General features: G+C 31.0%; 20 protein-coding genes and 4 tRNA genes. 1 reads left to right on the forward strand and 23 read right to left on the reverse strand.

The window, feature by feature from the left end; all coding sequences use genetic code 11:
• Positions 1 to 2: 2 nt before the first annotated feature.
• From CLHOM_RS13900 to purR, 23 genes are all read right to left on the reverse strand, one after another.
• A tRNA-Leu gene (locus CLHOM_RS13900) sits at positions 3 to 91 on the reverse strand.
• A gap of 21 nt (positions 92 to 112) precedes the next feature.
• Positions 113 to 189 (reverse strand) — tRNA-Met (locus tag CLHOM_RS13905).
• A gap of 8 nt (positions 190 to 197) precedes the next feature.
• Positions 198 to 273, reverse strand: a tRNA-Met gene (locus CLHOM_RS13910).
• Between the two features lie 3 nt (positions 274 to 276).
• Positions 277 to 365 (reverse strand) — tRNA-Leu (locus tag CLHOM_RS13915).
• A gap of 158 nt (positions 366 to 523) precedes the next feature.
• On the reverse strand, positions 524 to 928 hold the full coding sequence (locus CLHOM_RS13920; RefSeq protein ID WP_052222295.1) for a S1 domain-containing RNA-binding protein: 405 nt from the start codon (positions 926 to 928) through the stop codon (positions 524 to 526).
• A gap of 53 nt (positions 929 to 981) precedes the next feature.
• Positions 982 to 1,251, reverse strand: a complete 270-nt coding sequence (locus CLHOM_RS13925; RefSeq protein WP_052222296.1) for an FtsB family cell division protein — start codon at positions 1,249 to 1,251, stop codon at positions 982 to 984.
• Between the two features lie 78 nt (positions 1,252 to 1,329).
• Positions 1,330 to 1,725, reverse strand: a complete 396-nt coding sequence (gene yabQ / locus CLHOM_RS13930) for a spore cortex biosynthesis protein YabQ (protein WP_052222297.1) — start codon at positions 1,723 to 1,725, stop codon at positions 1,330 to 1,332.
• 7 nt (positions 1,726 to 1,732) lie between these two features.
• A complete protein-coding gene (gene yabP / locus CLHOM_RS13935; RefSeq protein WP_052222298.1) occupies positions 1,733 to 2,023 on the reverse strand; it encodes a sporulation protein YabP in 291 nt (96 codons plus the stop codon).
• Positions 2,024 to 2,111: 88 nt separating this feature from the next.
• Positions 2,112 to 2,384: an RNA-binding S4 domain-containing protein gene (locus CLHOM_RS13940; protein ID WP_052222299.1), complete on the reverse strand. Its 273-nt coding sequence runs from the start codon at positions 2,382 to 2,384 to the stop codon at positions 2,112 to 2,114.
• 63 nt (positions 2,385 to 2,447) lie between these two features.
• Positions 2,448 to 2,723 (reverse strand): HU family DNA-binding protein, encoded by a 276-nt coding sequence (locus CLHOM_RS13945; RefSeq protein WP_052222300.1) that lies wholly within the window; start codon positions 2,721 to 2,723, stop codon positions 2,448 to 2,450.
• Positions 2,724 to 2,813: 90 nt separating this feature from the next.
• Positions 2,814 to 4,268, reverse strand: coding sequence for a bifunctional methyltransferase/pyrophosphohydrolase YabN (gene yabN, locus CLHOM_RS13950; RefSeq protein ID WP_052222301.1), 1,455 nt, complete (start codon positions 4,266 to 4,268; stop codon positions 2,814 to 2,816).
• 29 nt (positions 4,269 to 4,297) lie between these two features.
• Entirely contained in the window at positions 4,298 to 5,827 is a 1,530-nt protein-coding gene (locus CLHOM_RS13955) for a putative polysaccharide biosynthesis protein (protein WP_052222302.1), read from the reverse strand.
• Between the two features lie 125 nt (positions 5,828 to 5,952).
• Complete coding sequence (gene spoVT / locus CLHOM_RS13960; RefSeq protein ID WP_052222303.1) at positions 5,953 to 6,504, reverse strand: stage V sporulation protein T; 552 nt, start codon at positions 6,502 to 6,504, stop codon at positions 5,953 to 5,955.
• A gap of 143 nt (positions 6,505 to 6,647) precedes the next feature.
• Positions 6,648 to 7,667, reverse strand: a complete 1,020-nt coding sequence (locus CLHOM_RS13965) for a peptidylprolyl isomerase (protein ID WP_052222304.1) — start codon at positions 7,665 to 7,667, stop codon at positions 6,648 to 6,650.
• Between the two features lie 53 nt (positions 7,668 to 7,720).
• Positions 7,721 to 11,206, reverse strand: coding sequence for a transcription-repair coupling factor (gene mfd, locus CLHOM_RS13970; protein ID WP_052222305.1), 3,486 nt, complete (start codon positions 11,204 to 11,206; stop codon positions 7,721 to 7,723).
• 20 nt (positions 11,207 to 11,226) lie between these two features.
• Positions 11,227 to 11,796: an aminoacyl-tRNA hydrolase gene (gene pth, locus CLHOM_RS13975; protein ID WP_052222306.1), complete on the reverse strand. Its 570-nt coding sequence runs from the start codon at positions 11,794 to 11,796 to the stop codon at positions 11,227 to 11,229.
• Between the two features lie 128 nt (positions 11,797 to 11,924).
• Positions 11,925 to 13,133 (reverse strand): S1C family serine protease, encoded by a 1,209-nt coding sequence (locus CLHOM_RS13980; RefSeq protein WP_052222307.1) that lies wholly within the window; start codon positions 13,131 to 13,133, stop codon positions 11,925 to 11,927.
• Between the two features lie 22 nt (positions 13,134 to 13,155).
• The gene (locus tag CLHOM_RS13985; RefSeq protein WP_052222308.1) at positions 13,156 to 14,568 is read right to left on the reverse strand and encodes a sensor histidine kinase; all 1,413 of its coding nucleotides are present in this window, start codon (positions 14,566 to 14,568) and stop codon (positions 13,156 to 13,158) included.
• On the reverse strand, positions 14,569 to 15,255 hold the full coding sequence (locus tag CLHOM_RS13990; protein ID WP_052222309.1) for a response regulator transcription factor: 687 nt from the start codon (positions 15,253 to 15,255) through the stop codon (positions 14,569 to 14,571).
• 148 nt (positions 15,256 to 15,403) lie between these two features.
• Positions 15,404 to 16,360 carry a ribose-phosphate diphosphokinase gene (locus CLHOM_RS13995; protein WP_052222310.1) on the reverse strand — a complete coding sequence of 319 codons (957 nt, stop codon included), beginning with the start codon at positions 16,358 to 16,360 and terminating at the stop codon, positions 15,404 to 15,406.
• A gap of 68 nt (positions 16,361 to 16,428) precedes the next feature.
• Positions 16,429 to 17,802 carry a bifunctional UDP-N-acetylglucosamine diphosphorylase/glucosamine-1-phosphate N-acetyltransferase GlmU gene (glmU, locus tag CLHOM_RS14000; RefSeq protein ID WP_052222311.1) on the reverse strand — a complete coding sequence of 458 codons (1,374 nt, stop codon included), beginning with the start codon at positions 17,800 to 17,802 and terminating at the stop codon, positions 16,429 to 16,431.
• A gap of 206 nt (positions 17,803 to 18,008) precedes the next feature.
• Positions 18,009 to 18,305 (reverse strand): septation regulator SpoVG, encoded by a 297-nt coding sequence (spoVG, locus tag CLHOM_RS14005; RefSeq protein ID WP_052222312.1) that lies wholly within the window; start codon positions 18,303 to 18,305, stop codon positions 18,009 to 18,011.
• Positions 18,306 to 18,393: 88 nt separating this feature from the next.
• On the reverse strand, positions 18,394 to 19,212 hold the full coding sequence (gene purR, locus CLHOM_RS14010; RefSeq protein WP_052222313.1) for a pur operon repressor: 819 nt from the start codon (positions 19,210 to 19,212) through the stop codon (positions 18,394 to 18,396).
• Positions 19,213 to 19,447: 235 nt separating this feature from the next.
• Between purR and murC the strand changes: the two genes are divergently transcribed.
• Entirely contained in the window at positions 19,448 to 20,827 is a 1,380-nt protein-coding gene (murC, locus tag CLHOM_RS14015) for a UDP-N-acetylmuramate--L-alanine ligase (protein WP_052222314.1), read from the forward strand.
• The last annotated feature ends 247 nt before the right edge of the window (positions 20,828 to 21,074 follow it).

Consider the following 21,074-nt stretch of genomic DNA (forward strand, 5'->3'; position numbering starts at 1 on the left):
ATTGGTGCTGGAGACCGGACTTGAACCGGTACGGAGGGTTAGCTCCGCAGGATTTTAAGTCCTGTGCGTCTGCCGATTTCGCCACTCCAGCTTGACATATAGATTTTAATAATGGTAGCGGAAATAGGACTTGAACCTACGACACTTCGGGTATGAACCGAATGCTCTAGCCAACTGAGCTATTCCGCCACGTTCATTGGTTGCGGGGGCAGGACTTGAACCTACGACCTTCGGGTTATGAGCCCGACGAGCTGCCAACTGCTCCACCCCGCGATATGGTGCTGGAGACCGGACTTGAACCGGTACGGAGGGTTAGCTCCGCAGGATTTTAAGTCCTGTGCGTCTGCCGATTTCGCCACTCCAGCATAGTATGTCTACTGATCAAATTTCTTCTACTGTTCCTCAGCGACATAGACTATTATATATTAATCAAATGTGATTGTCAACTAATTATTTTAAAATCTTTAATTGATATATCTACTAAAATTAAAAAGGACTATAATTAGCCCTTTAAATATAATTATCATCCCTTTTTGGAATATTTATTACCTTTTACATTCTGATGTTTTTTCAAATCTAGGAATCTTTCTTCGCTATCTTTTAAAAATTTAGAAATTGCATCTTCAAAATTACTTGTGGTTGTTTTGCTCTTTTCCTTAGCCCAATCTATTTCTGCAGGTCTTGATGACTTTTTATTTACCATAGCTTGTTTTATAGATAAACTAAGCCTTCCACTATCATCAACTGCTATTACCTTCACCTTTACCTTATCTTGCTCTTTTAAATGCTCCCGAATATCCTTTACATAGGAGTCAGCCACCTCGGATATGTGTACTAGACCTGTCTTCCCCTCCACTTCTATAAATGCTCCAAACTTAGTTATGTTGACTACTGTACCATCTAGGATACTACCTAACTTTAAGGCCATGTTAATAAAATTCCTCCTTGATATGTTTATATTAAATTATAAATTAGCAATGTTTATTTCTTTTTCTCTACTATAACATTTTCTCCTTGTTTTATAAAACCTAGCCTTTCCCGTGATAACTTCTCCATATATCTATCAGTCTCAGACATTCCTTTTTCATCCTTCAACTTAAGATTTTCATTAGTTACCCTCTCCAGTTCTAACTTGGAGTCTTCTAGTTGAGCTTTTTTATTCATTATTGTAATTTGCTGGCTCACCAATATGTAACATACATATAGCAATATAAAAGTAACAGATATCATTTTTATCTTAGATTTTTTCATAATCAATTACCTCTAAAACTGAATTTTAGGCTCTCCTTCTATTTTAGTTTCGTTTTAGATTTTATTCAAGGAGTTTTTTTATTTATTTTTATCTATTATCCTGTAAAATATTAATTCTATAGGATATAGCAATATATTTATTGTTATCCTTACCAAGGAGAAGCTCACTTTGAATACATTATGTTGTATTCTAATGAAATATCTACTAAAGACTTTTAGATAAATGTATAATCCTAAAGCTATATAAAGATATAAATATACTCCTACATAAACATAGGTTGTATACACTAGGAAAATAAAAACTAATATTCCTGCAAAAAACCAAAATAAAATATCCTCAATAAAAGTTATTATTCTGTTAGGATTTTCAAATCCTCTAATAATTCTATAAATATCAAACAATACTCCTGTAATTATCCCTGCTAGTATACTATGAATAATTAGATTAAATTGATTTTGTAATGATATTATCATAGCTTTATTACCTGAATAATTTTGCTATAATACTGTCTTTATCTTTTTTACTTTCAGTAGTAGTATACACACAGGAATTTACATGTCCAACAATTATTACATCTCCATTTTGCACATCCAGCTTTTGCATTTTTAAATTTTCTCCCTTAGTTGTTAATGTTCCCAAGGAAGTATCTAATATTATTGTTTTATCATCAAAACTTATTACTTCGACAACTCCAGATAATATTAACTTATTTCTATTTTCAAGGTTTAAATTGCTTTTCTTACTGTTCATTATTTCTTTTTTTAATTCCATAAACACCCCTCCCTTTTTGTAACTATATATATGCTATAAAAATATATATTATGTTATCAAAAGGGAGTAAAGAACTTTTCACTAATACCTACTCTTCCTTTTGTGCTTCCTCTGATTCATCATAAATTATTTCATACATTAATTTTGCTTCTGATTTTACTACATGATTTGCAATATTAACAACTTTTGCTTTTATTGAACCCTTAGCAAACATAACTTCAATAATATCATTCTCATTAACATCTGTGCTTGGTTTTGCAACTTTTCCATTGATTATAACTCTTCCACTTTCACAAGCTTCCTTAGCAACAGTTCTTCTCTTGATTATTCTTGATACCTTTAAATATTTATCTAGTCTCATTTTTATCCACCTCTTAATAAAATAAAAAACCTAGATTTACACCCAGGTTTTTTATAATAATTATTATTTATTAACTATGTCTTTGAACTCTTTTCCAGCTTTAAATACAGGAACTGTTGATGCTGGAATAGTTATTTCTTCTTTAGTTCTTGGGTTTCTTCCTTGTCTTTCTGCTCTTTCACGAGTTTCAAAAGTACCAAATCCTACTAATTGAACTTTTTCACCTTTTCCAAGAGCTTCTTCTACGCTTTCGATAAACGCTTTTAAAGCTAATTCTGCATCCTTTTTAGTTAATTGGCTTTTTTCTGCCATGCTTGTTATTAATTCTGCTTTATTCACTTTTGTTACCTCCTCATTTTAATCAATAAATAGTATAAGACTTAATTCTTCATTTAAATTAAAAATCCTCTTTTTTATATGAACTTTTAACTAAACTAGCTTAGTATTCTTTGACATTTCCCATAACTTATCCATTTCTTCTAGGGTCATATCTGTTATTTTCTTACCCATTTCTAGGCTCTTTTGTTCTATGTAACTAAATCTGCTAATAAACTTATCTATAGTATAATTTAATGCAACTTCGGGGTCAATGTCAAGGAGTCTTGCAACATTTACAGTACTAAAAATTAAATCTCCTACTTCTTCTACTATTTTTTCCCTATTTTGCGTTTTATATACCTGTTTAACTTCATCACATTCTTCAACTACTTTTTCTAAAGCTGGAGCAGCATCTTCCCAGTCAAAACCAACCTTTGCAGCTTTCTTCTGAACCTTTTCTGATCTAATTAGAGCAGGAAGGCTTCTGGCAACATGCTTCAACTCATCAGTATATGTTTCTAATCCCTTTTCTTTTTTCTTTATTTCATCCCAATTGTATAATACTTCATCTGAGTTACTAACCTGTATTTCTCCAAAAACATGTGGATGTCTTTCAATAAGCTTTATACATATTCCTTTAATTACATCCTGAATGTTAAAATATCCATCTTCTTTTCCAATCTGTGAATGAAATACAACCTGAAGCAGTACATCTCCAAGTTCCTCTATTAACTTGATCTCATCCTGTTCATCTATAGCTTCTATAACCTCATAACATTCTTCTATAAGATATCTTTTAAGAGATTCATGCGTTTGCTCTCTATCCCAAGGGCATCCTCCTTCTCCTCTTAGAACATCCATTATTTCAAGAAGGTCATAAAAATCCTTTGATGAATCTAAATTCTTAGGAATATATATGGAAGTGAGATGATCTATATCTTCTTGCCTATCTAATTCATATAGAAATATTTTTCTTATGCTCTCTAGTTCTCTTATTCCAGCTGCCCTTATAAAATATATTTCCATATTATCATTAAAATATTCCATTAATCTTAATTTTACCTCAGAAGCTATAAATTTATTATATACCTGGGTTATTATTGTACCAACTCTTTTATCAAGAATCTGATTTTCAATATCAAAAGCATCTATTATTTTAACACCGTTTATAGGATCAATTTTTAGACTTTCCATTATAGCATCCACAAAGCTTATTGCCGGAAGTACTTCAATATCTATATTTTCATCCTTACATAATTCAATTAAAATGCTTACAGATTTTTCTGCTACCATTGGATGTCCAGGTACTGCATATACTATATCTCCTAAGGTTTTATGTCTATGAATCAAATCTTTAGCTATCTCTTCGTAAACCCTATCAAAACTATCTAGGTTTTCATACTTATTATCATAAGTAGAAAACTTAACACCAAGTTCTCTTAAATATTCTATGTTAGGATGAATCTCTGTTCTAAAAAAAACATTCTCACTGTTTTTTAACAATTGAAAAGTCCCAATAGTAATTGATTCTTTGCTTCCAGGTCCTAACCCTACAATCCTAATCATTTCTAATCTCCTTTTGTACTTTTATCAGTTTAAAGTTTTTTCTTTATTAGTTCTTTATAATCTAATACTTTAAATAGCATAATTAATATTCCATAGGTTATTATACCAACTGATATTGATATTAAACAAGAAATGGAATTACTCATTGTATAATTATAGACCTTAACATAAACAAAAACAACAGTTAATATCATTGCAATTGAAGCATAGGCTGGTTTTATTAATAATTCATATAAATCTATTTTAATTCCTAAAGTTTTCTTTAATAACATTAAATTTAGTATTACAGCTGTTCCATATGCTGCAAAAGTTCCAATTATTGCTCCATATACGTTCATACTTTCTAAAGGAACCAATTTACTTGTAATTATTATTTTTACTATACATCCAATAAGTAAATGAATTATAGGCCTTTTATTTGAATTGGTTGCCTGTAATATAACTGTGGTGGTTTGTGCTAATATTATAAATGGAATTGATAGAGCTGAATACTTTAAAATCGTTGCTCCTTCTGCCTGTTCCCTAAAAATTAAACTTAAAATTGGATGCGAGAGAAAGTAAAACCCGCAAAGTGATGGCAATGCTATAAGTATTGATATTTTTATTGCTGAAATTATATTTTTACTGGCTCTAGCCTTATCCTTAAGTATAAAGGCTTCTGAAATTATTGGAACTACCGATGCACTTAAAGCAGCTGATAAAGTAAGTGGCACATTCACTAGCACAGCAGCTTTTCCTGTTAACTGTCCATAGAGTATTGCTGCTTGTCTAGTTGTAAAACCTGCCTCTAAGAGCTTCTGAGGTACCATTATGGAGTCTATTACATTCATTACAGTTCCTACTGCAGCTCCAAGTGAAATAGGTATAGCTATCCTCAGCAGCCTTTCCATAGTTTCAGTATTGTACTTAATATTAGCTATTTTAGATTTTTTCCTTAAAACTCTGTACTTACTATACAAATACATTAAGCCTAGTATTCCACCAGCTGCAGCTCCTAAAGTAGCTCCACCTGCTGCATACTCTATTCCTTTTGGTAATAATAGTATAACTAGACCAATACCAATTACAACCCTGGCTATCTGCTCCAAAATCTGAGAAACAGCAGTTGGTGTCATATTCTGAAGCCCTTGAAAAAAACCTCTATATACGCTCATTATGGAAATGAAAAATGGTGCTACTGCTAAAGCCATCAATGAATAATAAGCCTTATAGTCCCATCTAAATATACTAATCAAGCTTTTTGAAAAACCTAACATAAGCAAACTTGTCCCCGCTCCTAATATACTCATAAGGAGCAGCGCTTCCTTTAGGACTTCAAATATTCCTAATCGGTCTCCTTTTGCACTCTTTTCCGATATCATTTTTGACATTGCTAGTGGAACCCCTGAAGCCACAGCAATAAACAGCATATATAGGGGATAAGCTATTTGATAATATCCTAAGCCTTCATCTCCTATAAGCATGGTTAGTGGAACTCTAAAGAGCATACCTATAATCTTTGCAAATATACCTGCAAAGCCTAGTATAAAGGTTCCTTTTATCAAAGATTGTTTTTTCAATATAATACCTCCAAATTGCTTATTGAGTATAAATATTTATATTTGCAATTAGAAGATATTATTACTAAAAAAACAAAGGCAGATAAGGCTACCTTCGTTTTTAATAGTGAAGTATTAAAATATCATTATTCCATTTGCTTGCCTAAAAATGAAGCTGCTGTATCAGCAAGTTTAACTTCTACTTCTCCAAACTTAGCATTTTCTTCTTTAGATATCATTATTACTGCGCCAATGGCATCTCCTTCAGCTATTATAGGTGAAATTACTTGGGCATTGTATTTTCCATCAACATCTTCATCTTCTATAATAGGTATTACTTTACTTCCATTTACTCCCAAATGAACACTCTTTCTATCTTCCATTATTTTTGCTACTTCATTACTTATTTTCTTATCCATGTATTCTTTCTTAGAAGTTCCACTTATAGAAATAATATTGTCTTTGTCACAAATAAGTACAATATCTCCTGTTGTAGCTTGTAATGCTTCTGCATACTCTCTAGAAAAATTGCTTAATTCTTCTATAGGAGAATATTTTTTAAGAATTACTCCGCCTTCTCTATCAGTAAAAATTTCTAATGGATCTCCTTCTCTGATTCTTAAGGTTCTCCTTATTTCTTTTGGTATTACAACTCTTCCTAAATCGTCTATACGTCTAACAATACCAGTTGCTTTCATCTAGATTTTTACCTCCTTAATTATTTTTATTAAAAATTATTTTCAGTAATATTATCTGTACGAATATGTAATTTTATACACAAATGTATAGGTTTAATTTTAATACTAAAAAAAGATGATACAACTGTATCATCTTTTTAAAATTAAACTAATTTATCTTCATATATTTTTATATTTGCGTTAGTTTTTACTTCCTCAATCTTTTTATTCCATACTTCATTCTTCTTACTGTCCTCTAGTGTAGCTTTAACTTGTTCTTTTGCTTCTGCAAAAGTTTTTACAGGTTTATTTTCTCTTTTAATACATTTAATTATATGGTATCCAAATTGAGTTTTAATTGCTCCAGACACTTCACCTTCTTTAAGCTGCATTGCTGCATTCATAAAGTCTTCATCAAAGCCTGAATTTACTACTGTTACTGTCCCTAAATCTCCACCTTTGTCTTTGGTTGCATCAGTTCCATATTGTTTTGCAAGTGCAGCAAAATCTCCACCTTTATCTATTTCTGCCTTTATTTTTTTAGCAGTTGCCTCATCAGCAACTAATATGTGTGCTAAATGAAGTTTTGTAGAGTCATCTGCCTTTACAGGATATTTATCTTTATACTTATTGTAATAATCTTGGATTTCCTTATCCTCTACTTTTATAGTTTTAAAAGCAGCTTCCTGAACCTTTTGAATAATAGCATTTCTCTTTATTAAATCCTTTAATCCAGCTAGAGTAATATTTTGTGCTTTTAAAGCTTCTTCAAGTTTTGCATCATCTGTTATGTTTTGAGACTTCTTATAATCTTCTATTTGTTGATTAACAGTTTTATTCAATTCTTCTTCTGTTGGAACAACTTTAAGTTTTTCTGCTTCCTGGATAAGTGCTTCTTCAGTTGTCATTGATTCTATTATACTTTTCTTTGATTGCTGTAAATAGCTTACTGCATCTTTACTTTGTAGATAATTTTCACCATATTGCTGTTTTAATTGAGCTACTAATTGCGCTGTTTGGAAATTAGCATCTAATTCTCCTCTTGTTATTTTCTTATCTCCTACCTTAGCTACTACAGTTTTAGCTATAGCTTCTGGAGTTTTCTCTATCATATTACATCCAACTGTAGATATTCCAAAGATCATCACTGCTGCAACAGCAACTAGTTTTTTTATATTTTTCAATTCTTTCCCCTCGCTTATCTTGTATTTTGGCATAACTTTATTTTAACATAATTCTATGGTGTTTCAACCACTGATTGAATATATTCAAGAAATTCTTTCAAATTTTGTATTAGTTCTGTCTTTTTAACATCCTTAAGTGAAAATCCCAAAACTGGTTCTTGCCCAACCTTGAAACTCATTCTTTTGTTATACTTTTTAATTATATTTTTTATTAATCCTTGATTAACAAAATCTCTGCTTTGGAACTTAATTTCAACTTCCACAGGTCTTTCTTTTATTTCCTCGATGCCAATCTTATTAGCTACACTCTTCAAATAGGCTATATTTATAAGATTATATATACAAAGTGGAATATCAGAAAATCTGTCTTCTATTTCTTCTTGAATGTCCATCATGCTTTCTTTAGAATCAATACTTGCAATCTTTTTATAAACCTGGATTTTCTGGACTTCATCATCTATGTAGTCGCTTGGTATGTAAGCGTCCACTTTTAGATCAATTGTAGTTTCAAATGGTTCCTTATCTATCTCCCCTCTAACTAACTTAATAGTATCTTCTAGCATTCGGCAATACAGGTCATATCCAACTGAAGCCATGTGACCATGTTGAGCTGCACCTACAATATTCCCAGATCCTCTTATTTCTAAATCTCTCATAGCTATTTTAAAGCCAGATCCCAGTTCAGTAAAATCCTTTATTGCCTTTAATCTTTTTTCTGCTACCTCTGTTAAAACCTTATCCTTTCTATATGTTAAGTAAGCATATGCAATTCTATTAGTTCTTCCTACTCTACCTCTTAACTGGTAAAGCTGAGATAATCCAAATTTATCTGCATCATAAATAATCATTGTATTTGCATTTTGAATATCAAGACCCGTTTCAATAATTGTAGTACAAAGCAGCATATCATATTTCTTATTCATAAAGTCAAGCATTACCTTTTCCAGCTCTCGTTCAGGCATCTGTCCATGAGCTACAGCAATCCTAATCCCTGGTAAAAGTTTTGATAAATAGGAAGCCATTTCTTTAATATTTTCTACTCTATTATAAACAAAATAGACTTGACCACCTCTATCTACTTCTCTAGTTATAGCATCTGAAATAAGTTGCTCATTGAACTCTACAACATAAGTTTGAACTGGGTACCTTTCCTCAGGAGGAGTTTCTATTACACTTATATCTCTTATACCAGTTAAAGACATATGAAGTGTTCTAGGTATAGGTGTAGCAGTTAATGTTAATACATCTACGTTCTTTTTTAGATTTTTTATCTTTTCTTTATGAGTAACTCCAAATCGCTGCTCTTCGTCTACAATTAAAAGTCCCAAATCCTTAAACTGGACATCTTTTTGAAGTATTCTATGGGTACCAATAAGAATATCTACATTACCGGCTTTTACCTCCATCAAAGTTGATTTTACCTGTGCTATAGTTCTAAATCTACTTATCATATCGATTCTTACTGGAAAATCTGAAAATCTATGAACTAGATTATTGTAATGTTGTTCTGCAAGTATGGTAGTTGGCACTAAAAAAGCTACTTGTTTTCCATCCATCACTGCCTTAAATGCAGCCCTCACTGCCACTTCTGTCTTTCCATAACCTACATCTCCGCAAAGTAATCTATCCATAACCTTTTCAGATTCCATATCATTTTTTATTTCTTCTATAGCCACAATTTGATCAGGAGTTTCTTCATAAGGAAATTCTTCCTCAAACTGCTTTTGCCAAACTGTATCACTAGAAAACTTGTGGCCTTTTAGCGTAGACCTTATAGCGTATAGCTTCACTAATTCTTCAGCTATTTCATTGATAGCACTTTTTACTTTACTCTTAGCTTTACTCCAGTCGCTTCCACCAAGCTTGCTTACCTTAGGAGCCTTACCTTCCGTACCTATATATTTTTGAACTAAATCCAATTGTTCCACAGGCACATAAAGCTTATCACCTGAGCTATAGCTTAATTCTAAATAATCCTTTTTATGTCCCTGAACTTCTAGCTGCTTTATACCTTTATATACACCAATACCATGATTTGTATGAACTACATAATCGCCAGGTTTAAGTTCAGTAAAACTTTTAATTTTACCTATGCCTTTTTTATTAACCTTTTGATGCCTTCTCTTTGATTTTCCAAAAACCTCTTTATCAGATATAATACTTAATTTCAATTCAGGAAAATCATAACCTTTTATCTGATTACCAAAGGTTATGATAACCTCTCCACATTTAACGCTGTCAACTACATCCTTGTATACACTTTCAATATCTTTATCTTTTAAGGTTTCAACTAACCTTTCTCCCCTAGGTCTAGTACCACTAAGTATTATAGTTCTATACCCTTTAGCTTTTTTATCCTTAACTTCATCTAAAAGCAACTCTAGCTTTCCATTATACCCACTTAAGCTGGATTGAAAAAATTCTTCAGCATAGATAGGTTTAAAGATGTTTTTTCCTTTACTAATAATATCTAATAATACTACTCTTGATTCTTTCAGTTTTTCTATCATAAGGTCTTTATTGTTCATTAATTCTAATTGTCTAGGTAATATGCTGCCCTTTTGTATAAAATCCTTACAATTTTCTATAAACTCAAAATAAACACTTTCAAACTTTCCAATACACCTTTGAGAATCATTTATGATTATTAAGCTGTTCTTCATATAATCTAGTAGATTTGATGTCTCATCATAAAAATATGGTAAAAAACTATCAATGTTATCAAAACTCCAGTTTTCCATCAGCGATTCTAAATTGCTTAATGTATCTTTTTTTATTTTTTCTTCTGGAACCTTTTTTAAATCTTCTTCTATTTCTTTATAAGCCTTATTTATATTTTCTTTTGTTAATATCATTTCCTTTGCAGGAAAAATTTCAACAGAATTAAATTTTTCTATACTTCTTTGGGATTCACTATTAAAACTTCTAATGGAATCAATCTCATCACCAAAGAATTCTATTCTGTATGGTGTAGAAAGTATTGGAGAATAAATATCCAGTATTCCTCCCCTTATTGAAAATTCTCCCTTTCCTTCTACTATATTAACTCTCTCATACCCACTTTGAATTAGTTTTTTCCCTATTTCTTCAAGATCCTCTGTTTCTCCAACAGACAATTTTAAAGTATATTTATTATAAAGCTCTGGAGAAATATATGCAGATGCAAGCGCTTCTATAGAAGTAACAATAATTTTCTTTCCTTCCCTTAGCATCTCTCTAATAACCTTTAGTCTCTCCCATCTTAAGTCACCAGAAATAGCATAAATATTATAAAATACCACTTGTTTAGTAGGAAAATAATATGTATTAGGTATGTAAAAAGATAAATCTTCATAAAGATTTTTAGCATCTACATCACTATTCGTAAAAATAAAAATAGAGCTATTTTCCTTCTCATATATTCCATTAATTAAATATCCTCTTCCCGATTCTAAAACACCAGTAATTTCAATTGGAAATTGGTTATTATGTATTCTATTCATTACATTATTAAATTTTTCATTTTCCATTAAAGGTTGCATAAGCCCCTTTAATCTCATAAGTACACACCTCTCAATTACTACTCTACCTTAAATCCATTGAACTTATTCATGGCTTCAGAGGCACCTTTAGTTATTATAACTTCTACTACCTTATGAATTTCTTCAAACACCTTATCTAGCTTACTTCTTTCCTCATCAGAAAATTTCCCTAATACATGTGAAACCAAGTTGCTGTATTCTGGCTCTCCAACACCAACTTTTATTCTGGTAAAGATTTCACTATTTAAATTTGATATTATACTTTTTACTCCATTGTGCCCACCAGCACTACCTTTTTCCCTTATTCTCATCTTCCCAACCTGAAGACTTATATCATCGTATATTATTATAATATTATCATTTGTAATCTTATAGAAATTTAAGACTTCTCTTATGCTCTCTCCACTTAAATTCATATAAGTCATGGGCTTTAAAAACATTACTCTTTCACCACATATATTTCCGTCTCCATAAACACCTTTAAATTTTTTCCTATTCAGATCAATATTATACTTCTTTGACATCAAATCAATAACATCAAAACCTACATTGTGTCTTGTGTGCTCGTATTCCTTACCTGGATTTCCCAAACCCACTATCAAGTACATAAATTTCCCTCCAAGGTCTTTTTTACCTAAAATACAGTTTTCTTCACTTAAATATAATACATTAAAAAACATATTTAATAAAGTGACAATAGTATAAACCCAGGATGCATATCCATGGGTTTATATTTCTATTTTACTATGTTAATATCAGTAAGAGTTATTTTTATATTTATAGTTTTACCTTTTCTCCATATTTTACCTGATACAACATCTCCAATTTTATGCTTCTCAATTATCTCTGTAATGTCTTCAAACTGCGTAATGCTTTTACCATCCAGTTGAACGATAATATCTCCTGGTATCACTCCAGCTTTCTCTGCACCGCTATCTTTTATGACTTCACTAACATATACACCTTTTACTTCACTACTATCTTCTAAAATAGTATTTCTTCCATATATGCCCAATCTAGGTCTTGCTACCCTTCCATATTTCATGATTTCTTGTATTATTCCATTTGCCTCGTTTATTGATATGGCAAAACCTATGCCTTCTACATCTTGAAATTGTGAATCTGTTAACTTTAAGCTATTTATTCCTATTACTTCTCCACTTGAATTACACAATGCGCCTCCGCTATTACCTGGGTTTATTGCAGCATCAGTTTGAAGAACTTTATATATAGCCCCTCCATATTGTATCTTTCTATTTCTTGCACTTATTATTCCTGCAGTTACTGTACCAGCAAGTTCCTCTCCTAGTGGATTCCCTATAGCAATTGCCAAATCTCCAACTCTTACCTTTGAAGAATCCCCAAATTTTGCTGTTGGAAGATTTTTAGCATCTATTTTTACTACAGCTAAATCAGAAGTTGGATCAGAACCTATAAGCTTAGCATTTATATAATTTATTCCATTAGCTAGTTTAACTAAAATATTTTCAGCATCTTGAATAACGTGATAGTTAGTAACTATATACCCATTAGTATCAAAAATAATCCCTGAACCACTGCTTTTATCTGGTATGCCTAAATTACTGCCCTTAGAAGTTTTAACTATCCCCACCACAGTTGGTCCAACCTTTTCAGCCACCTTAGCTATTTCATCATTAGATGAACTTATTTTACTCTCTTCTAAGCTTATATTATTTTTTGCAGTACCTGTATTTTTGCTGCTATTTCCCAATAATTCAGAATATCTTTTTTCAATAATGTAATTAGATGTTATAGCTCCAGATAAAACAGCTATTAAAACAAAGCTAACTAATCTAAAAAAATTTTTGAAAGGATTTTTTTTCTTTATAAACTTTATCTCTCCACATTTATTTTTATTAACATCTTCCCAAGATACTTCTTCAATATTGTCTCTTTCATTAACGCCATCATTTCTATCGTCCAAAATATCACCTCCCAACCTTTCTTTAAGCTCTTTTTAGTGTAAAGGTGAATATAACACCTCTATTTTCCTTATTCTCAAACCAAATATCTTCACCATGCTGAGTTAATATTCTCCTTACAATAGCTAATCCAAGTCCTGTACTAGCTTTAGATGTTCTTGATTTGTCACTTTTATAAAATCTTTCCCATATGTGTTTTGCATCTTCATCAGATATGTTAGGTCCATCGTTATAAACAGATACAAATACCTTAGGTCCCTTTAATTTTGTCCTTATTTCTATTTTTCCGCCTTCTTCAACATATTTAGTAGCATTGTCAACTAAATTAGTTAGTACTTGAACTATTTTATCTCTATCCGCAAATACATTTATTGCCTTGTCTTCTAGCCATATATCAACATTTATCTTTTTTTTCTTTATTACTGTTTCAAATTTTATTATAGAAATTCTTATTATTTCGTTTATGTCATGTTCTTTAATATTTAGTGTAAACTTGCCAGCCTCAATAGCAGATAAATCTAAAAGATCATTAATAAGTCTTGTAAGTCTTTGAATTTCTTCATAGGTAATAGAAAGATAATATTCCACTTTTTCCTTAGGTATCACTCCATCTAATATCCCACCTATAAACCCTTTAATAGAAGTTATAGGTGATCTGAGTTCATGAGATACATTAGATATAAAGTCTCTTCTATTATTTTCAACTTCCTGCAAAGAATCTGCCATGGAATTGAAAGACTTAGCTAATTCTCCTATTTCATCATTAGACTCAATGTCTACCCTCTTACCTACTTCACCTCTGGATATCTTTCTTGCAACACCGTTAATCTTAGCCAGAGGTTTAATTATTATCCTTTGAGAAAAATAATATACTATAATACTTGAACATATGATAGCAAGAACAGCCGACATCCATATAATTTGATAAACTCTTTTTAAAGGTTCCCTTATTTCACTTAAAGGTGTATTCATTACTATTGATCCTTGAAAAAGTCCCCTATAAGAAATAGGAATTTCATAAGAATGCACCGACATATTAAACACACTGTCATAGTTATTTTTCTTCTCAATAACTTCACCTTGTCTTAATTTTTCAAGATCATTTGTTAAAAGTTGTGTACCTATATACTTTTTATGGTCAGCATTAGATACTGCATAAACATAACCATACCTATCAAAAAGCAGTATGTCCGTTGAAGAATATTTAGAAACATATTCTATTATTTCATTGGTCTTGCTAATAGGACTTACACCATACAGATATTGAATGGCGGCATTGGCTACCAATTGTGATTCTGCTATAACCTGAACTTTCCTTTGTTCAAAAAAATACCCTTCAAACCACAATGATAAAAATGCTGCTAATATAATAAAACTAATGGAAATAATCAGGGTAAAAGTTGCCATCATCTTAGAAAATAAACCTTTCTTTTTCATTTACTTCACCTCAAACTTATACCCTACACCCCAAACTGTTTCTATTTGCCAATTTGACCCACCTTGAATCTTTTCTCTTAGTCTTTTAATGTGGACATCCACTGTCCTTGAATCTCCTGGATAATCATAGCCCCAAACCTCACAAAGTAATTGTTCTCGAGTAAAAACCTTATTTTTATTATTAGCAAGATAATACAAAAGCTCAAATTCTTTTGGGGGCATTTTTAACTCATTTCCTTCATATGTAGCTGTATAAGAATTTATATCAATAGAAAGTCCTGAAAACTCTAAAACTTCCTTATTTTCTCCTTCAATATTATATCTTCTTAAAACCGCCTTAATTCTAGCAATCATCTCTTTTGGTTCAAAAGGTTTTACAATATAATCATCAGCTCCTAGCTCTAAAGATAATACTTTATCAAAGGTTTCTCCTTTAGCTGTAAGCATTATTATAGGCGTTTCATAATCCTTTCTAATCCATTTAAGTAAATCAATTCCATCAATGTGTGGAATCATTATATCTAGTAAAACTAAATCCGGTCTATATTCTAAAAATGCCTCTTGAGCTGCCTTCCCATCATAACAGGTTTTAGTAGAATATCCCGAATTCTCTAAGTACATTTTAATTACTTCACATATGTTCACATCATCGTCAACAATTAGTATTTTACCGATAGTCCCATCCATAAGTTAACTTACCTCCAGATTTCTTTTAATTATAATGTATCATATTTCATTGAGTTTTAAATAACTAACACAATAAGTTTAAATAAAAGTTACAATTCATTAATAAAAGCATGTAGGCTTTAATAGTACCCCACATGCTTTATTAAAATTATACAAATAATTTACTTATTGATACATCTTCATATATTCTCTTAATAGCTTCTGCAAAAATAGGTGCAACAGATAATATTTCATACTTCTCACTAATCTTATCTTTAGGTAATCCTATAGTATTTAATACAATAAGCTTCTTAATTACACTTTCTTCTATTCTTTCAAAAGCTGGTCCTGATAGCACTCCATGAGAACAACAAGCGTATACTTCTTTTGCTCCTCTTGCAACTAAAGCATTTGCACCATTTGTTATAGTTCCAGCAGTATCTATCATATCATCAATTAAGATTACAGTTTTATCTTTAATATCGCCTATTATATTCATTATTTCACAAACATTAGCTCTTGGTCTTCTCTTGTCAATTATAGCTATTGGAGCATTTAATCTATCTGCAAAATCCCTCGCTCTTGTTACACTTCCTAGGTCTGGTGAAACAACTACTACATCGTCTCTATCCTTGAATCCTTCTTCTATAAAATATTTTGCAAGAATAGGTGCACCGATTAAATTATCTACAGGCACATTAAAATATCCTTGTATTTGAGCAGCATGTAAGTCCATAGTAAGTACTCTATCTGCTCCAGCAGTTGTAATTAGGTCTGCAACTAGTTTTGCAGTAATTGGATCTCTAGCCTTAGCCTTTCTATCTTGTCTAGCATAACCATAGTATGGTATTACTGCAGTTATTCTTCCCGCAGATGCTCTTTTGAAAGCATCAATCATTATTAATAGTTCCATCAAGTGGTCATTTACTGGTGCATGTGTTGGTTGAACAAGGAATACATCTGTACCTCTAACTGTTTCATTTGTAGTTACAGATATTTCTCCATCACTAAATTTTCCAACCTTAGAATTTCCAACTGCAACTCCTAAAATATCAGCAATTTCCTTTGCTAATGATGGATTTGCGTTTCCCGTAAAGATTTTAATATTCTTACCATGGGATATCATGTGTAAACCTCCTTAAATTTTTCCAAAATATTGTTTTCTATTATTTACTCCTAAATTTGCTTCTTAATTTATTCTTTATTAAGTCCCTTTATCTTTACCCAATTTTCCTTGTTTGATTGTTTTGCCCTTGCAACCGCTAAGGCTCCACTAGGAACTTTCTTTGTAATAGTTGAGCCTGCTGCTATATATGTGTTGCTCTCTATTTCAATTGGAGAAACTAAGTTTACATTACATCCAATAAAAGAGTTATCTCCTATTATTGTTTTGTATTTATTTTTACCGTCATAATTTACAATTACTGTACCGCATCCAAAGTTACAGTCTTTACCAATCTCTGCATCTCCAATATAGGTTAAATGTGATACTTTTGTATTATTTCCAATAGTTGATTTTTTAACTTCTACAAAGTCACCAATTCTAACACTTTCTCCTATATTACTTTCAGGTCTTATATAAGCAAAAGGTCCAACAGTAGTATTTTTACCAATCTTACTTTCAAGAATTACAGAGTTTTGAACTGTAACTCCATCTTCAATAATGCTATCCTTTATCCTAGAATTTGCATAAAGTGTGCAGCCTTCTTTTATAATTGTTTTACCTTCAAGTATATTCCCTGGATATATTACAGTATCTGACCCTATTTGTACGTCAATTCCTATATATGTGTTTTTAGGGTCAATTATTGTTACCCCGTTTTCCATATGTATATTATTTACTCTTAGTTTCATTATCTCTTCAGCTTCAGCAAGTTGAACTCTAGAGTTGATTCCCTTAACTTCTTCTTCATCTACATTAATTGCGCCTACTCTATATCCCATACTTTTCAGTATTTCAATAATATCCGTTAAATAATATTCCTTTTGTGAATTATTATTGTTTAGCTTATCTAGGTTTTCTAGTAATTCTTTTATTTCAAAACAATACATTCCAGAATTTATTTCATTTACTTTTAATTCTTCTAAAGTACAGTCTTTATGCTCTACTATCTTTTCAACTTCCCCATTTTCATTTCTTATTATTCTTCCATATCCAGTAGGATCATCTACTAGGGAGGTTAGTATAGTTGCTTTAAATCCATTATCTATATGGTAGTGAATAAATTTCCTTATTGTGGATTCCGTAATTAAAGGAGCATCTCCTGTAAATACAGCTACAACACCAACCTTTCCTTCTAAGAAATTCCTAGAACACTTTAATGCATGACCAGTTCCTAGTTGTTCTTCTTGTATAGAATAAGTAATGTTTCTATCCTTTGTAGCTTTTTCTACTTCTTCTGCTCCATTACCAATTATAAGATTAACATCTTCTATATCACATTTCTTTATAGTATCTATTACTTGATTTACCATTTCCTTGCCGCATACCTTGTGTAATACTTTAGGCAGTTTTGATTTCATTCTTTTCCCTTTGCCTGCCGCAAGAATTATAGCACTTTGATACAATCCCAACACCTCTTTACACGGTATAATATATCCTATTAACTCGTATATGCTACGCTTTAACTTTCACACCTATTATATTATATTTTATATGTAATGTTTTTTCAACCTTATTATACATCATAATATAATAAAGTTTCGATCCATTTTTTCAATAAACCCGCCATAAAATACAAAAAAGTAATAAAAGGAGTGTTTACTCCTTTTTATTACTCAGCTTCAATTGCTATTTCTTCGTTATCTGAATCACTATTTTTTACTTTTTCATACTCATCTAGAATAGATTGTTGGATTTTTTGTCTTGTATCAGTATTTATTGGATGCGCTATATCTTTAAATTCTCCCGTAGGAGTTTTTCTACTAGGCATAGCTATGAAAAGACCATTTTGTCCTTCAATAACTTTAATATCATGAACTACAAATTCATTATCAAAAGTTACTGATACAATCGCTTTCATTTTTCCTTCAGCAGAAATTTTTCTAATTCTAACATCTGTAATTTGCATTGAATTCCACCTCCAATGATGCTTTACATATAGTATTCTCCATAATTTATCTTTTTCCTTCTTTTAACTTGAAAATTTTTAGAAAATTTTATTTTTTAAGAATTTTATCTGGTTGCAGTATCGGATTATCATTTTCATCTATACCACTAAATTTTATAATAGAAAAATATTCATGCACAAGTTTTTTACTGGTATTGATATTGTCTATAAGAACACCTATTCCAATAAGTTCACTTTCAAATTCTTTTAGCAAGTTAATTATCCCAAGAGCAGTTCCTCCAGCTTTCATAAAGTCATCAATAAATATACACTTGCTTCCTTTATTAATTGATTTTTTTGAAAGAGACATGGTTTGAATTCTTCTACTAGAGCCTGAAATGTAGTTTATTGACACAGTTGGTCCTTCTGTAACCTTGCTATCTCTTCTAACTATTACTAGATTGACACCTAGCATTTTAGCAACTTCATACGCTAATGGTATACCCTTTGTCTCTATAGTAACTACATAATCGATTTGCTCTTTAATAAATTTTGATGCTAAAACAACTGCTGCCTTTTGAACAATTTGTGGATTAAACATTATGTCACTTATATACATAAATTCACCCGGTACTATTCTTTGCTTATCCTGTAAAATTATGCACAATTCTTCTGCAAACTTGTTTGTATTTTCCTCTGAAGTTCCACAGATATATTTTATTCCACCAGCCGCTCCAGAAATTGTTTCTATATTGCCCATGGATAATCTATGTAATGTTTCTCTTACTACTACAATATCTTCACTTATGGTAGATTTTGCAGCATTAAATAATTCTGTAAATTTATTTAAGTTAATTACTTTATTGGGATTTTCGATTAAGATTTTTGTAATTGCTGTAATTCTTTGATTTCTATTAAATTTTTGCATATTACACTCCTACTACTTTTTTACGAATTTTTACTAAGGAAATCGTTTTATTATTCACTATTTTAGTCTAATTATATGATATTATCAACATTAAATTTCACTAATCTGTTATTTAATTATATTGTGAACAAAAATAATTTAATTATTTATTCCATATGTGTGTTGCATTTCTTAAAAGTTGTATATAATGATTAAATAGAAGTATTTTTATCAAGCTTTTAAGGAGATGAATAACTTGACATTTGATTATATGAAAGATAGAGATAAAAAAGTACATTTTGTTGGAATCGGTGGAGTTAGTATGAGTGGTCTTGCAGAAATACTACTTAACAACGACTATAGTGTTTCTGGATCTGATAGAGATGAATCGCCTTTAACAAACCATCTAAAGCAAATGGGGGCAGAAATATACATAGGTCATAAAGAAGATAATATTAATAATGTAGATCTTCTAGTTTACACAGCTGCAATTCCTGAAGACAACCCTGAGCTTATAAAAGCAAAAAATCTTAACATACCTATAATGGACAGGGCAGAATTTTTAGGCAGCATAATGAAAGGGCATAACTATAATGTTGCTGTTTCAGGCACTCATGGTAAAACAACAACCACTTCTATGTTCTCACATATAACACTTTGTGCTAATTTAGATCCAACCATATTAGTTGGTGGAAACTTAGATATTATAAATGGTAACGTAAGGGTTGGAAATAGCCAGTATTTCATTACTGAGGCTTGTGAGTATAAAGCTTCTTTTCTAAAATTTTATCCTTTTGTAGGTATTATTTTAAACATAGAAGCAGATCACTTGGATTTTTACAAAGATATTTATGAAATACAAGAAGCCTTTGAAAAGTTTGCTAGTTTAATACCAAAAGAAGGATACTTAATTACTAATAGTGATGATACAAGATGTTTGAAGGTTGCAGAAGCATCTTCTTGTAATGTAATTACCTTTGGAATTAAAAGTGGAGATGTTAGAGCTAAAAACATAACCTTTAATAATGGATGCGGGAGTTTCGATGTTTATTATAAGGAAAATAAAATATTAAATATTTCTCTTAATGTTCCAGGAGAGCACAATATCTTAAATGCTTTAGCAAGCATTAGCGCAGCTTTAGCTTTAAATATAGAAAAATCTTTTATTGAAGAAGGTCTTTTAAGCTTTCATGGAACTCACAGACGCTTTGAGCTTAAAGGTAAGTTAAACGGAGTAACTGTGGTAGATGATTATGCTCATCATCCTACTGAAATAAAGGCGGCCTTAAGTGCAGCTAAAAAATTCTCACATAATAGAATATTTTGTGTATTCCAGCCGCACACTTATTCTAGAACTATTACTTTATTTGATGAATTTTCCGAAGCATTTTTTGATGCAGACACTCTCATCCTTGCAGATATTTATGCAGCAAGAGAAAAAGATTCCGGCATTGTAAGCTCTGATGACCTTGGAAACAAATTAAGAGAAAAGGGAGTAGATTGCAAAAACCTCCACAGTTTTGAAGCTATAACAAAGTATCTACAGGATAATCTAAAAGATGGAGATTTACTAATTACTATAGGTGCTGGGGATGTTTATAAAGTAGGAGAAATGTACTTAGAAAATAAAATTTAACATACTAAGCAGTTAGTTTCATTAAGATGCTGGCTGCTTTTTTTGTTATTTAATTTAAGAAAAATGCGACGCATTTTTCTTGAGTAACCAGTAACCAGTTGCCAGTAGAATTAATAAAACTGGTTACTGGGAATTGGTTACTGGTCACTAAGAATTTTACGTCGTAAAATTCTTATATTCTAAACTTAATCCATACAATTTCACCAAAGAGAGGTCTAAAAAATAAATATATGGGAAAAATAGAACT

It is taken from the genome of Clostridium homopropionicum DSM 5847, assembly GCF_001263795.1.
GTDB classification, from domain to species: domain Bacteria; phylum Bacillota; class Clostridia; order Clostridiales; family Clostridiaceae; genus Clostridium_H; species Clostridium_H homopropionicum.